The sequence below is a fragment of the Aeromonas sp. R5-4 genome, assembly GCF_040908215.1.
In the GTDB taxonomy this organism is placed as follows: domain Bacteria; phylum Pseudomonadota; class Gammaproteobacteria; order Enterobacterales; family Aeromonadaceae; genus Aeromonas; species Aeromonas veronii.
Map to the genome: position 1 here is coordinate 224,704 of NZ_JBFODG010000034.1, position 12,967 is coordinate 237,670.

Genomic DNA, 12,967 nt, shown 5'->3' on the forward strand with positions numbered 1-12,967 from the left:
AATGTCGTCGGCGATCGGGGCGTTAGCGCTGCGGCAGGTATTTGGCTTGCAGGGCCGAGAAATCCGCCGAGGCGACAACGTGGGTCAGCGCCTGCTGAAAGAGGGCGACCTCACTGTCGGGCACCTGACGGCTGAAGGCGTAGCAGAGCGGTCTGGCATCCAGCACGAAGGCGACATGAAAGTCATCCGGCTTGAAGCCCAGTTGCTGCAGGGTTTGATAGCCCGCCAGCTTGTTGGTCGCAAACAGATCGGCGCGACCTGAGGTGAGCATTTTGGCCGCCTGGGTGAGGCGGTTGGCCAGCATCAGCTGGTGCTCATCGATACCGCGTTCGAGCAGCAGCTGTTTGGAGACGGTGGAGCGCACCACGCCGACCTTGTAGCGGCTGATCTCGGCCTCCGAGCCGAGGGTGATGTTGTCCGCCTTGCGCCCCAGCAGCACAAACTCAGAGTGATCGATGGGGCAGGCCCACTTGAAAAGCGCCTCCCGCTGCGGGGTGCGTGCGGTGGCAAACAGCACCACATTGGGTTTTTGTTGCAACAGGTTGTAGCCCCGGGCCCAGGGCAGAATGCGGATTGGCTGGGGCGACAAGCCCCGCGCTTTCCAGATAAGCTGCATCAGCTCCACCGACAATCCGGTCGGCATCCCTTGCTGGTCGCTGAAATTAAACGGGGGAGAGATTTCGCTCAGATACTCGAGTTTGCCCGGATCGGCCTGCGCGAAGGTGGCCCACAAGAGCAGTAGCAGATGAGGTAGGTGCCATGTCCGCACGGGAAAGATCCTTCGCAATCAACTATGTAGCCCAGTTTGACTGCTTGCGGCGGGAATAGCTAGCCACCTCTATTGCATCTTTCATCAATAAAATGGGCAGCGAACTGCTGCCCATCGGGTGAGTGAGTGCTCAGCGCACCGGCAGGTATTTGGCCTGCAATTTGCGAAACTCCTCCGAGGCGAGGGCGCGGGTCAGGCCCTGCTGAAAGAGGGTGATCTCGCTGTCGGGCACCTGACGGCTGAAAGCGTAGCAGAGCTGCTCGGCGCTCAGCACCATGGCCACGTTGAAGTCGTCGCTGCTCAGCTTCAGTTCGCGGATGGCGTCATATCCCGCCAGCTTGCTGGTGGCGAGCAGGTCGGCGCGGCCGGAGAGCAGCATCTTCAACCCCTGCGACAGGCGGTTGGCCGGGATGATGTTGTTGTCATCCATGCCGTTGTTGAGCAGCAGCTGCTCGGCGGCATCCGAGCGCACCGCGCTGATCTTGTACTGGCTCATCTGTTCGAAGGCGGTCAGGGTGATGTTCTGCGCTTTGCGGCCCAGCAGTATGTACTCCGAGTAGCCGATGGGGCATACCCACTTGAAGAGATCCTCCCGCGCCTGGGTGCGGGCGGTGGAGAAGAGCACCACGTTGGGCTTCTGGGTTAGCAAGTAATAACCTCGCGCCCAGGGCAGGATGCGCACCGGCTGGGGGGGCACGCCGCTGTGTTGCCAGATCATCTGCAGCAGATCGACCGCAAGGCCGGTGGGCTGGCCATGCGGATCGCTGTAGTTGTAGGGGGGGTACTCTTCGGTGAGGTACTCGAGCTTGCCCAGATCAGCCCGGGCCGTCGAGGCCCAGCAGAGCAGCAACAGATGACAGATCAGCCATATCCTCATAGGGAACATCCTTAGCGATCAACCTTCCCTTGAGTGTGACCATGAACAGAGTAAATAGCCACTCACTGCCGTTACCAGCGGGTGCGGGTCTGCCCGATGGGTTGGTAGGCCTCATCCCGCAGCCCTACCAGCAGGGTCTTGCCATCCGCTTGCAGCCGGAACTCGCCGTAGCGGGCCGTTTCGTACTGCTCCCCCGAGCCCTCTTCAAAGAAGTAGGCATCGGGGCCAATTTGCCACTGCCGTTCGCTCTGGTGCACCTGCAATAGCCGCTCATCGCTGGCGAGCCGATCCGGTTTGCCATCGGCCACCAGAGTGGCCACCTGATGGGCATCGAGGCGGATCACCAGGGTGTCGCTGCCCTTGTCTTGAGTCGCACGGGCGTCGCGGCTGGTCAGCTCGCGGGCAATTTCATAGTTGAGCCGCATGTAATCCCCCTGCATCAGAGAGCGGGGATCGACCGGGGCGAGTCGCAGCAGCACCACTTCGCCGCTGCTCATGGCGTGCTCATAGCGCCAGACGGTGGCATTGATGCCTGCCAGAATGGCGAGGCCGCTCAGCAGCAGGGCGAGCTGTCGGGTGACGGGTTTCATGAGTCGCTCCTTGCCGCAAAGGTGGTGAGCAACTGGCGGGCCACCAGCAGCAGGATGCCGGAGCCAAGCAGCAGCCAGGATTTGGTCATCAGGGTGAGCCCCAGATCGTAGTAATAGAGCGAGCCATAGCCGAGCAGCAGCAGGGCCGAGAGGGTCATCAGCCCCAGACTGCCGGCATAAAACCCGAGGATCAGCACCAGTGCGCCTGCCCCCATGCCGGGGATGATGGCACTGATCAGCACCAGTGGCAGGCCAAACAGCAGAGGGAGCCTCAGTTTCACCATCACCGCCAGCAGCAGGGCGGCGCAGAGCAGGGGATTGAGCCAGAGCGGCAGGCGGGACAGCCCCAGCTCGTCCAGCATGCTGCTGCCACCATCCCAGAGCGGGTGGTGCAGACGGCCCAGCACCAGCAGGGAGAGGGCGAGCCCCAACGTGATGGAGTGGTAGAGCTGGTGGCGCTCTGGATCCCTATCTGCCCGCAGCCAGCAGAAGGTGATGGCCGCCATCACCAGCGGCAGGGCCAGCAGTTGCAGCCCGAGGCAGGCGAGGCCAAGGGTGAGCAGCAAGGCCGCCGCCACGCTGTGAAACAGCCGCACCAGCCAGTGCTCGAACAGCACGGCGATGGCAAGGGACAGCAGGCACAACCCAAACCAGAGCAGGGCGTGATGAAGGTCCAGCTGATCGAGCAGGCCATAGAGCAGCCAGGCATCGGCCGCCAGGGTGAGGGCCAGCACGAACTGATCCCAGAGATCGCCGCTTTGGCTGCGATTGAGGGCGTAGGCCCCCGCCAGCAGCACGGCCCCGAGCAGCAGGGCGCTGTTGGCCTCGCGGGTCAGCTGCTCGAAGGTGAGAAACAGGAAAAAGAGCAGGAACAGGGCGGCAATCCAGCCCACCAATCCCAGCAGAAAGCGGCTCGACCAGTGGGGTTGGGTATCACGGGGCATCTCCCCTTCCACCAGATTGGCCTGTTGCAGCGTTTGCCAAAGGGTCAGATCACTCATGAGACCTCCGTTGTTGTTGCAGCCAGCGGGCGGCGGTGACCGAAAGGCCGATGGCGATCAGGCTCAGCAGCAAAAAGCCGTTGATGTCGGGCTCCATCCACTTGCCCAGCGCCGCGAGGATGACGGCAATCAGGCTGAGGCACCCCATGGCGAGTCCGGCGATAAATCTGTGGTGCCACAGGGCATAGGCGGTGGCGAGCCAGCCAAGCCAGAGCGGCCACACCAGCGGGGAGGCGGCATCAAACAGCGCCAGCAGGGTGAGCAGGGTGGCCCCCAGACCGGCAGCAAGGCCCGCCAGCCAGCTTGGCATCAGGCGCCAGCGGTTTGGCGCCAGCAGAAGCAGACCCCAGAGGGCGGCGTTGAGCAGGGTAAGGCACCAGCCCAATCCCTCTTCATCGAAGGTAAAGAAGAAGGTGAACAAACCGAGCCGCCAGTAGAGCACCAGCGCCAGCTGGCCGAGCAGCCAGCTTAAGGTCCAGAGCAGGGGACTTTGGCCAAATGCCGCCAGCGGCACCAGCATCAGCGCCCAGGTGGCGAACAGCTGCCAGGGATCAGCGCCGGTCTGGTAGGTCTGACCCACCAGCGCCAGCAGGGCGCCGATATTGAGGGCGATGGCGAGCAGCAGCGCCTGACGGGGGGTATCCCCAAGGGGCTTTCGCCACAGCAGAAGCAGCATGGCGAGCAGCGGCGCCTCCAGCAGGGCGAGGCGGGAGACCCGGCCCAGCTCTTGCCAGTTGAAGGCGACGAAGAAGATGAGGCCAGCCCCGATGCAGAGGGCACCGAGCCAGAGCAGCAGCCGGTCAAACAGCCACTGCCAGCGCGCCGGATGGGGGGGAAGATCGGTGAGGGTCAGGGCGTCCGCCAGCTTCTCTGGCGCCAGCCGTCCCTGTTTGACCCATTCGAGAAGCGTCTCTCTTGATACGTTGTGCATGGGGGGACTCCACGAGGTTTGCCCCATTATGGCATGAGGCACCCGCAACCGTGCACTGCCCCTTGGCTGTAAGGCAGGTGGTTGCGACAGCGGATTACGCAATAGACACAGCAGCAAACAAAAAAGCCCTCCACAGGGGAGGGCTTGGTCAGCGGAAAAGGCGATCAGGCAAAGATCAGGGTGCTCACCCCGAGGCCGACAAAGAGGATGGCGCAGGCGATGCGGATCCCCTTGAGCGGCAGCTTGTCCGCCCCCAGCTTGCCGATCAGCACCACAGGCACGTTGGCCAGCATCATGCCGAGGGTGGTCCCGGTAATGACCTGCACCAGCGAGTCATACTTGGCGGCCAGCAATACGGTGGCGATCTGGGTCTTGTCACCAATCTCGGCGATGAAGAAGAGCACGAAGGTGGCCATAAAGGGGCCGTATTTATCCAGCGAGCTCTCCTCGTCATCCATCTTGTCCGGCACCAAAATCCAGATAGCCATGGCGATAAAGGCGATGGCGACCAGCCAGGTCATTATCTTGGGATCGAGCCAGCGGCTGATGAACTCGCCAATCCAGGCAGCGCCCGCATGGTTGAGCAAGGTAGCCGCCAGCATGCCGGCGATGATGGGCCAGGGCTTGCGAAAACGGCAGATGAGCAGCAACGCCAACAGCTGGGTTTTATCGCCGATTTCGGCAATAGCGACGCTGAGGGTTGAGGTTAACAAGGCTTCCATAAAAATGACCGGGGGACGGAATTGTTATAAACCAAAGACAAGCCTGCGCCATCCGTCCCCGGTATTGGCACTGGCCCGTCAAAGGTCTTGTCAAATCCATGGCTGGCATGGATCACCCTGACCATGGTGATTTGGCACCAAGTATGTTGATCAGGGTCGCAAACCGGTATTCATGCAATGGATGGCACCGGCGTGCGAGACTACTCCCCCTCGATGGGAGCGGGCATTCTAGGGAAAAACCGCATGAGTGACAAGGGGATCAGCCACCCACCAGCTTGACGCTGAAACCGGCTTTCTCCAGCTCGGTTTTGATCAGGTCCCGTTTATCCCCCTGGATCTCGATTACCCCTTCCTTGATACCGCCACCGGTGCCGCACTTTTTCTTGAGCAGGGTGGCCAGGGATTTTTGCTGATCGGCGGGTACGCCATGAATGGTGATCACCCCTGCGCCCTTGCGCCCCTTGGTCTCGCGGCGAATGCGCACGGTGCCGTCGGTGGGGAAGGGGGAGGCGGATTGGGGAGCGCTCTGCTCCTTGATCACGCCACCATCTGTGCTGTAAACGAGGCGGCTGTTGTTGTCGTGACTCATGGCAATACTTTATGGGTTAGCTAAGCGGAGTTTGATTTTACTCAAATAAAAGTTGAAGACACAGCTTATAATGCCCCAAGTAAAAGCGAATTATTATTGTTTAACTTCAGGAGTCAGTCATGGTACTCACGCAGTTGTCACCGGGACAGAGTGCTCGCATCAAGAATATGAATCAGCTCGCCCGGCCGCTGCGCCGCAAACTGATGGTGATGGGCCTGTTGCCCCAGACTGAAGTCATCTATCTGCGCTCCGCCCCCCTGGGGGACCCGCTCCAGATCCAGTGCCAGGGGATCTGTCTCTCCATGCAAAAGAGTCTGGCCCAGCAAATAGAAGTCGAGCCGGTATAACCCCCTGCTAGGCTACCGCTTCGGTCAAGAAAGTCACCGGGAGCGGTTCAGAGACAAGAAGTCGAACCTGCAAAGCGGCTTGCCACACACGCGGCGGGTTCAGAAGAAAATAGAGGTAGAGCTGGTATGAATTATTCCCTGGTAACGGTAGGTAACCCCAATAGCGGCAAGACCTCCCTGTTCAACGCCCTGACCGGCGCCCGCCAGCAGGTAGGTAACTGGAGTGGCGTCACCGTCGACAAGAAGATGGGTGAGTTCAGCGCGGGTGAGCATCACTTCAAGCTGATGGATCTGCCCGGCATCTATAGCCTGGCCAGTCAGGATGGCAGTCTGGACGAGCAGATCGCCAGCCGCTTTGCCCAGGGCCAACAACCCGACCTGCTGCTCAACGTCATCGATGCCGCCAATCTGGAGCGCTCCCTCTACCTCACGCTGCAACTGCGCGAACTGGGCCTGCCCATGGTGGTGGTGCTCAACAAGCTGGATATCCTGCAAAAGCGCCGCATCGTCATCGACGAGAGCAAGCTCGGCAAATCCCTCGGTTGCCCGGTGGTGGCCCTCTCTGCCCACAACAGCAAGCAGGTTGCCGCCTTCAAGCAGCAGATCCGCCAGTTTATCGGTCAGCCGCAAGCCGCCTTGCAGCTCGATTACGGCCACGCGCTTGAAACCGATCTGGCGGAGCTGGAGACCCTGCTCGCCCCGCATCATCTCACTACCCGTGGCCGCGCCCTGCGCCTGCTGGAAGAGGATGCGGTGATGCAGGAGACCCTGCTGCCCGGTCAGCAGGCGGCCGCCGCCAATGTAGTGGCTCGCGCCCATCAGGGACAGGATATCGACCTGCAACTGGCGGATATTCGCTACGGCCATATCCACAAGTGGGTACAACAGGCACGTCAGCAGAAGGGCAAGCTCACCGAGGCCCAGAGCGAGTGGCTGGATCGGGTGCTGCTCAATCGCTGGATTGGCATCCCCTTCTTCCTGTTTGTCATGTACCTGATGTTCCTGTTTGCCATCAACGTCGGCAGCGCCTTTATCGACTTCTTCGACATCATGGGCGGCGCCCTGTTTGTCGATGGGGTGCACCACCTGCTGGGGCTGGTCAATGCCCCCGAGTGGCTGGGCGCCATTCTGGCTGATGGCTTCGGGGTCGGCTTGCAGACCGTGGCCACCTTTATTCCGGTGATTGGCTGCCTCTATCTGTTCCTCGCGGTGCTGGAGAGCTCCGGCTATCTGGCCCGCGCCGCCTTCGTGGTGGATGCCCTGATGCGCCGCCTCGGCCTGCCAGGCAAGGCGTTCGTACCGATGCTGATGGGCTTTGGTTGTACCGTCCCCTCGGTGATGGCGACCCGTACCCTCAACTCCGAGCGGGAGCGGCTGATGACCTCCGCCATGGCTCCCTTCATGTCGTGCGGTGCCCGTCTGCCGGTTTACGCCCTGTTTGCGGTGGCTTTCTTCCCCGAGTCAGGTCAGAACCTGGTGTTCGGTCTCTACCTCATCGGCATTGTGGTGGCGGTGCTCACCGGCCTGTTGCTGCGCAGCACCCTGCTGCCGGGCAAGAGCGACTCCATGCTGATGGAGATGCCGGATTACGAGTGGCCGCGTCCGGTCAACGTTGCCATCAAGACCTGGCAGAAGCTCAAATCCTTCGTCTTTGGCGCAGGTAAAACCATCGTGCTGGTGGTTGCCGTGCTGAGCGTGCTTAACTCCTTGGGTACCGATGGCAGCTTCGGCCATCAGGAGCAGGAGAGCTCGGTCCTGAGCAAGATAAGCCAGGCGGTGACCCCGGTGCTGCACCCCATAGGTGTACGCGATGACAACTGGCAGGCCACGGTCGGTATCGTCACCGGTATCTTCGCCAAAGAGGCGGTGGTCGGTACCCTCAACAGCCTCTACGCCGGTGGTGGCGATGCAGAGGAGGAGAGCGAGTTCTCGCTGGTGGCCAGTTTCCACGAGGCGATCGATGCCGTGGCGGCCAATCTGGCGGAGATCAACCCGAGCGACCCCATGGGGCTTGATGTTGGCAACCTCGACGACCAGAAAGCTGCCGCCGAGGCGCAGGAGGTGGATGTCTCCACCTACGGCAACATGCAGACTCACTTCGACGGGGCGGCCGGTGCCTTTGCCTACCTCTTGTTCGTGCTGCTCTACATGCCTTGCGCCGCCGCCATGGGCGCGCTGGTGCGGGAAACCGGTCGTCAGTGGGCACTGATGACGGCGGTATGGTGCAACTATATGGCCTTTATGTGCGCCACCCTCTTCTATCAGGTTGCGACCTTTGCCGCTCATCCGGAGCAGAGCCTGTTCTGGATCGTCAGCTACGGCCTCTCTCTGGGACTGCTCTGGTGGGCCGGTCGCCGTCACGGTGACATCGTTGCCCGCAAGGTGGTGACCTTATGATCCTGCGCGAGCTGGGGGATTACCTCGCCGCGCAGCAGAAGGTGAGCCGGCGTGATCTGGCTCGCCACTTCCACACCTCGGAAGATGCGGTGGAGGCCATGCTCGGCGTCTGGATGCGCAAGGGGCGGGTCATCAAGCGCGAGAGTCGGGTCTGTGGTGGCAGTTGCTGCGGCAAGAGCGAGGAGGTGATGTTCGAGTGGTGTGACGCGGGCCAGATTGGCATCAAGATCCGCTAAACGACTACCCAACCTCATCACCAAAGATCGAACAATAAGAAACGGCAGACCCTGCTTTAAATGAGGGCCTGCCGTTTTTATTGCTGAAAACAGGCGAGATCAGGCGCTCTGGCGAGCCTCGCTCAGCAGTGCCAGCGCCGGTTGGGCGTTGTCTGGCATCAGCCGGTAGGCCTTGTGGTGTTTGACCAGGGTGGTTTTCTTGTTGCCCTGGCTCAGCAGCAGGCCGTGCTTGAAGGCCGCCTCGGCCAGCACCTTCTCGTCACCGCGCACATAGAGGGTGAGGGGTTTGACAAGCTCACCGTCCTTGATATGGCCTTCATATTCGCTATGGCTTACCACCAAGCTCGCCTGACCGCCAGATTGCAGGCGCAGCTTGGCGTTCACTTCGCTCTCGGTCAGTACCAGCCAGCCTGCCGCTGAGAGCTCCTCCAGCAGGGCCGCCAGCTTGGCTCCCAATTGCTGCGGATTGGTCATGGCGCACTGGTATTGGAAGGCGATGCGCTCCAGCAATCCCTTGAGATCGGCGCCCGCACCCAGCGTGCGGCCAAGCTGCACCCAAGCTTTCAAATCTTCCATCACCAGACGGGAGAAGCGCTTCTCCTTGAGGGAGTCGGCCATCCAGGTGCAGAGAAAGTGGCTCTCTTGCGCTGGAGTGCGCTTGCCCGCCTTTTGCTCGGCGGTGCGGGCCAGTTCGGCCAGGCTTTGAGTGGCCATCTCGAGCAGGGCCTGATTGTAGGTCGGAGAGGTCATAAGCAATCCTTGAGTTGACCACCAGGGGTCAACACCGATGACAGAGATGGCAAAGGCGCCAGTGGCGCCTTTGCGGTTCAATAGAGCAACTGCCCGCCTTATTTCGGCTGACGGGGCTTCTTGGCGGCGGCCAGACGCTTGAGGCGCTGACCCTGCAGCTTGGCTTCGGCCATTACCTGGGCCACGGCGTTATCTTCACGCTGCGGGCGCTTGCCGAAGCGACGACGCTCTTGCAACTGTTTGATCAGCTCGTCACGGCTGCTCACCTCATAGCCAGGCACCATGATGCGACGGATCTTCTGGCCGATCAGGGCCTCGATCTCCAGCAGGGTACGCTCCTCTTCACGGCTGACGAAGGAGATGGCCATGCCGCGCTTGCCGGCACGACCGGTACGGCCGATGCGGTGCACGTAATCTTCCGCCAGGAACGGCAGATCATAGTTGACCACGTATTCCAGATCCGGGATATCCAGACCACGGGCGGCCACTTCGGTGGCTACCAGTACCCGTACCTTGCCTTCCATGAATTCGCGCAGGGCGCGGCGACGGTTGCCCTGGGCCTTCTCGCCATGGACCACGGCGGACTTGATGCCGTCGAGGTTCAGCTCCTCGACCAGCACATCACAGCTCTCGCGGGTACTGGCGAACACCAGCACCTGCTGCCAGTTCTGCTTGCCAATCAGCTCTGAGAGCAGCTCGCGCTTGCGCTTCTGCTCGACCGGATAGACGGTGTGGCTGACGGTGTCGGCGGTGGAGTTCTGCTTGTTGACGCTGACGATCTGCGGTCTGTCCAGCATCAGGTTGGCCAGCTTCTTCACCGCATCGGAGAAGGTGGCGGAGAAGAGCAGGTTCTGACGGGTCTTGTTGACCGCTTGCAGGATCTTCTGCACATCGGCACTGAAGCCCATGTCGAGGATGCGATCCGCTTCATCCATCACCAGACACTCGACGCCGGAGAGGCTGAGGTTGCAGGCGGTGAGGTGCTCCAGCAGACGGCCCGGGGTGGCCACAATGATGTGAGCGCCCGCTTTGAGCTTCTTGGCCTGCACGTCCTGCTTGCCACCGCCGACGATGGTGATGGTGGTGATATCGAGATACTTGGCGAAGTCATTGATGTTGCTCGCCACCTGAGCCGCCAGCTCGCGGGTCGGGGTCAGGATCAGCACACGGGCGTTGGAAGGCTGGACCGGAGCCGGATTGTCTACCAGACGCTGCAAGATGGGCAGGGCGAAGGCGGCGGTCTTGCCGGTACCGGTCTGGGCGCTGGCCAGCACATCGCGGCCACGGCGAATGGCCGGGATCGCCTGTTGCTGCACAGGGGTCATCTCCTGATAACCGCAATCTGAGACAGCACGCAAAATCTCGGGGGCAAAATCGAACGATTCAAATCTCATAATGGGTTCCTGTGTTCCAGCTGGGCTGTGTTTGGCTTGGTTAGCTCGGCATGAGCGAGACGGAGGTTGTAACCACCGACGGCTGCGCCTGACATCAAGTCAGAGAGTGAGCCGGAAAATGGCGGGCGCGAAGTGTAACAGATAGACGTCACAAATTCTGCCTCAAATGGTTGTCCTTTTCTCATCCTTTGTGGTGTGAATGGCGGTTGAAAGCAATCATTTGACTCCCAAATGCCAAGCTTGGAGGTGTGGGCTAACGGTTTTGGGCAAGGACGAAAGGGATATCGATGGAACTGGAACAGTTAAAACGCCAGCTGGAGCAGCTTGGCGAGCGCAATGACAGCATGCAGCAGGCTCGCCACCGCAAGCTGCTCAATATCACCCGCGACACGGGGGAGTTGCTGTCAGTGCTGGTGCAGACCCGTGGGGCGCAGGCGGTGCTGGAGATTGGCACCTCTAATGGTTACTCCACGCTTTGGCTGGCAGAAGCGGTGCGTCGGCTGGAGGGGCACGTGACCACCATTGAGCTGGATGAGGATAAGCGCGTACAGGCCCATGACAACTTTCAGCAGGCAGGGTTGGCCCCCTGGGTAACCTTGCTGGCAGGGGATGCGAGTGTGCTGTTACCGACCTTGCCGCAAGCTGGCTATCAGCTCATCTTCCTCGATTCGGATCGTCAGCACTACCGGGCATGGTGGCCGCAGATCCGCCGCCTGCTGGCACCCCGTGGCCTGCTGGTGGTCGACAACGCCATCTCCCATCGCAGCGAGATGGTGGAGTGGATGAACGAGGTCGGGCAGGATCCGGCCTTTGCCACCTCGCTGGTGCCGGTCGGCAAGGGGGAGTGGCTGGTGGTGCGTTTGTAGGGGGTGGGTAGCTACAAAAAATCAGCCCCGCATTGGCGAGGCTGATTGTTAGGGAACATCACGGCTGTGGCCGGTCAGATCAGACCGCCAGATAGTCCATGATCCCTTCGGCCGCTTTGCGCCCTTCGTAGATGGCGGTCACCACCAGATCGGAGCCGCGTACCGCGTCGCCACCGGCGAACACCTTGGGATTGCTGGTCTGGAAGGCATATTCCGCCTGCTCGCGGGCCTTGATGCGATCCCGGTTGTCGAGCTCGATGCCGAACTCCGCCATCCAGGGCTGGGGGTTGGGCTGGAAGCCAAACGCCATCACCACCGCATCGGCGGCCAACACCTGCTCTGAGCCCTCGATGACCACCGGATTGCGGCGGCCATTGGCATCGGGTTCACCCAGCTCGGTGCTCACTACTTTGATGCCGACGGTGCGACAACTGGCATCCAGCTCGACCGCTACCGGTTGCAGGTTGAACATGAACTCAACCCCCTCCTCGCGGGCGTTTTTCACCTCCCGCTTGGAGCCCGGCATGTTCTCCTCGTCGCGGCGATAGGCGCAGATCACCTTGGCGGCTCCCTGACGGATGGCGGTACGCACGCAGTCCATGGCGGTATCGCCACCGCCCAGCACAACCACCTGCTTGCCGGCGAAGTCGATGTAGTCAGCTTGTGCCTTCTCGAACCCCAGCAACCGGTTGGCGTTGGCGATGAGGTAGGGCAGGGCGTCATAGACTCCCGGCGCCTCTTCGTTGGCAAAGCCGCCCTTCATGTATTTGTAGGTGCCGACCCCGAGGAAGACCGCATCGAACTCGCCGAGCAGATCGGCGAAAGTGATGTCCTTGCCCACCTCGGTTTCGAGACGAAACTCCACGCCCATCCCCTGGAATATCTCGCGGCGACGCTGCATCACCTCTTTTTCCAGCTTGAAGGAGGGGATGCCGAAGGTAAGCAGGCCACCGATCTCCGGATATTTGTCAAACACCACTGGGGTGACGCCATTGCGTGCCAGCACGTCGGCACAGGCGAGACCCGCCGGGCCGGCGCCGATGACGGCGACCCGCTTGCCGGTCTTGACCACGTTCGAGAGATCGGGCTTCCAGCCCATCTCGAACGCCTTGTCGGTGATGTATTTTTCGATGTTGCCGATGGTCACCGCGCCGAAGCGATCGTTGAGGGTGCAGGAGCCCTCACAGAGGCGATCCTGCGGGCAGACCCGACCGCACACTTCCGGCAGGCTGTTGGTCTGGTGGGAGAGCTCCACCGCCTCCAGAATGCGCCCCTCTTTGGCCAGTTTCAGCCAGTTGGGGATGTAGTTGTGGACCGGGCACTTCCACTCGCAGTAGGGGTTGCCGCACTCGAGGCAGCGATCCGCCTGCATCTGTACCTGCGGCTGATTGAAGGACTCGTAGATCTCCACAAACTGGATTTTGCGGATCTTGAGTGGCTTCTTGGGCGGGTCGACCCGCTGCACATCGATAAACTGAAATACGTTCTGGCTCATAGG

The 12,967-nt window shown here is 61.2% G+C and carries 14 protein-coding genes; 4 read left to right on the plus strand and 10 right to left on the minus strand.

Translation table 11 applies throughout. From position 1 onward, the window contains the following. Positions 1-22 precede the first annotated feature (22 nt). From AB5Y83_RS19555 to AB5Y83_RS19585, 7 genes are all read right to left on the minus strand, one after another. On the minus strand, positions 23-769 hold the full coding sequence (locus AB5Y83_RS19555) for a substrate-binding periplasmic protein (protein WP_368175801.1): 747 nt from the start codon (positions 767-769) through the stop codon (positions 23-25). 130 nt (positions 770-899) lie between these two features. After that, positions 900-1,646 carry a substrate-binding periplasmic protein gene (locus tag AB5Y83_RS19560; RefSeq protein WP_368175802.1) on the minus strand — a complete coding sequence of 249 codons (747 nt, stop codon included), beginning with the start codon at positions 1,644-1,646 and terminating at the stop codon, positions 900-902. A gap of 71 nt (positions 1,647-1,717) precedes the next feature. Continuing rightward, positions 1,718-2,236, minus strand: coding sequence for a GDYXXLXY domain-containing protein (locus tag AB5Y83_RS19565; RefSeq protein WP_368175803.1), 519 nt, complete (start codon positions 2,234-2,236; stop codon positions 1,718-1,720). After that, positions 2,233-3,237, minus strand: a complete 1,005-nt coding sequence (locus AB5Y83_RS19570; protein WP_368175804.1) for a DUF4401 domain-containing protein — start codon at positions 3,235-3,237, stop codon at positions 2,233-2,235. The genes AB5Y83_RS19565 and AB5Y83_RS19570 overlap by 4 nt, the downstream gene beginning before the upstream one ends. Further along, entirely contained in the window at positions 3,230-4,168 is a 939-nt protein-coding gene (locus AB5Y83_RS19575; RefSeq protein ID WP_368175805.1) for a DUF2157 domain-containing protein, read from the minus strand. The genes AB5Y83_RS19570 and AB5Y83_RS19575 overlap by 8 nt, the downstream gene beginning before the upstream one ends. Positions 4,169-4,332: 164 nt before the next feature. Further along, positions 4,333-4,890 carry a TMEM165/GDT1 family protein gene (locus AB5Y83_RS19580; protein ID WP_005337386.1) on the minus strand — a complete coding sequence of 186 codons (558 nt, stop codon included), beginning with the start codon at positions 4,888-4,890 and terminating at the stop codon, positions 4,333-4,335. Positions 4,891-5,149: 259 nt separating this feature from the next. Continuing rightward, positions 5,150-5,479: a translation initiation factor gene (locus AB5Y83_RS19585; protein WP_139442615.1), complete on the minus strand. Its 330-nt coding sequence runs from the start codon at positions 5,477-5,479 to the stop codon at positions 5,150-5,152. Between the two features lie 119 nt (positions 5,480-5,598). Between AB5Y83_RS19585 and AB5Y83_RS19590 the strand changes: the two genes are divergently transcribed. The 3 genes from AB5Y83_RS19590 (at position 5,599) to AB5Y83_RS19600 (ending at position 8,459) form a co-directional block, all read left to right on the plus strand. After that, the gene (locus tag AB5Y83_RS19590; protein WP_005337384.1) at positions 5,599-5,826 is read left to right on the plus strand and encodes a FeoA family protein; all 228 of its coding nucleotides are present in this window, start codon (positions 5,599-5,601) and stop codon (positions 5,824-5,826) included. A 126-nt stretch (positions 5,827-5,952) separates the two neighbouring features. Continuing rightward, the gene (gene feoB / locus AB5Y83_RS19595; protein ID WP_368175806.1) at positions 5,953-8,223 is read left to right on the plus strand and encodes a Fe(2+) transporter permease subunit FeoB; all 2,271 of its coding nucleotides are present in this window, start codon (positions 5,953-5,955) and stop codon (positions 8,221-8,223) included. Further along, positions 8,220-8,459, plus strand: coding sequence for a FeoC-like transcriptional regulator (locus AB5Y83_RS19600; RefSeq protein ID WP_005350974.1), 240 nt, complete (start codon positions 8,220-8,222; stop codon positions 8,457-8,459). The genes feoB and AB5Y83_RS19600 overlap by 4 nt, the downstream gene beginning before the upstream one ends. Before the next feature lie 99 nt (positions 8,460-8,558). On the opposite strand, the gene AB5Y83_RS19605 is transcribed toward AB5Y83_RS19600, so the two are convergent. Both AB5Y83_RS19605 and AB5Y83_RS19610 read right to left on the minus strand, forming a co-directional pair. Beyond that, complete coding sequence (locus AB5Y83_RS19605) at positions 8,559-9,209, minus strand: DUF2913 family protein (protein ID WP_368175807.1); 651 nt, start codon at positions 9,207-9,209, stop codon at positions 8,559-8,561. Positions 9,210-9,307: 98 nt separating this feature from the next. Next, complete coding sequence (locus AB5Y83_RS19610) at positions 9,308-10,603, minus strand: DEAD/DEAH box helicase (RefSeq protein WP_005337380.1); 1,296 nt, start codon at positions 10,601-10,603, stop codon at positions 9,308-9,310. A gap of 287 nt (positions 10,604-10,890) precedes the next feature. Between AB5Y83_RS19610 and AB5Y83_RS19615 the strand changes: the two genes are divergently transcribed. Continuing rightward, entirely contained in the window at positions 10,891-11,469 is a 579-nt protein-coding gene (locus tag AB5Y83_RS19615; protein ID WP_368175808.1) for an O-methyltransferase, read from the plus strand. A 79-nt stretch (positions 11,470-11,548) separates the two neighbouring features. On the opposite strand, the gene AB5Y83_RS19620 is transcribed toward AB5Y83_RS19615, so the two are convergent. After that, entirely contained in the window at positions 11,549-12,964 is a 1,416-nt protein-coding gene (locus AB5Y83_RS19620) for an FAD-dependent oxidoreductase (protein ID WP_368175809.1), read from the minus strand. Between the last annotated feature and the right edge of the window lie 3 nt (positions 12,965-12,967).

Coding starts and splice junctions, on each gene's coding strand:
- AB5Y83_RS19560 (WP_368175802.1), bottom strand. CDS start 1,646: ATGAGGATATGGCTGATCTGTCATCTGTTGCTGCTCTGCTGGGCCTCG.
- AB5Y83_RS19565 (WP_368175803.1), bottom strand. CDS start 2,236: ATGAAACCCGTCACCCGACAGCTCGCCCTGCTGCTGAGCGGCCTCGCC.
- AB5Y83_RS19570 (WP_368175804.1), bottom strand. CDS start 3,237: ATGAGTGATCTGACCCTTTGGCAAACGCTGCAACAGGCCAATCTGGTG.
- AB5Y83_RS19575 (WP_368175805.1), bottom strand. CDS start 4,168: ATGCACAACGTATCAAGAGAGACGCTTCTCGAATGGGTCAAACAGGGA.
- AB5Y83_RS19580 (WP_005337386.1), bottom strand. CDS start 4,890: ATGGAAGCCTTGTTAACCTCAACCCTCAGCGTCGCTATTGCCGAAATC.
- AB5Y83_RS19585 (WP_139442615.1), bottom strand. CDS start 5,479: ATGAGTCACGACAACAACAGCCGCCTCGTTTACAGCACAGATGGTGGC.
- AB5Y83_RS19590 (WP_005337384.1), top strand. CDS start 5,599: ATGGTACTCACGCAGTTGTCACCGGGACAGAGTGCTCGCATCAAGAAT.
- feoB (WP_368175806.1), top strand. CDS start 5,953: ATGAATTATTCCCTGGTAACGGTAGGTAACCCCAATAGCGGCAAGACC.
- AB5Y83_RS19600 (WP_005350974.1), top strand. CDS start 8,220: ATGATCCTGCGCGAGCTGGGGGATTACCTCGCCGCGCAGCAGAAGGTG.
- AB5Y83_RS19605 (WP_368175807.1), bottom strand. CDS start 9,209: ATGACCTCTCCGACCTACAATCAGGCCCTGCTCGAGATGGCCACTCAA.
- AB5Y83_RS19610 (WP_005337380.1), bottom strand. CDS start 10,603: ATGAGATTTGAATCGTTCGATTTTGCCCCCGAGATTTTGCGTGCTGTC.
- AB5Y83_RS19615 (WP_368175808.1), top strand. CDS start 10,891: ATGGAACTGGAACAGTTAAAACGCCAGCTGGAGCAGCTTGGCGAGCGC.
- AB5Y83_RS19620 (WP_368175809.1), bottom strand. CDS start 12,964: ATGAGCCAGAACGTATTTCAGTTTATCGATGTGCAGCGGGTCGACCCG.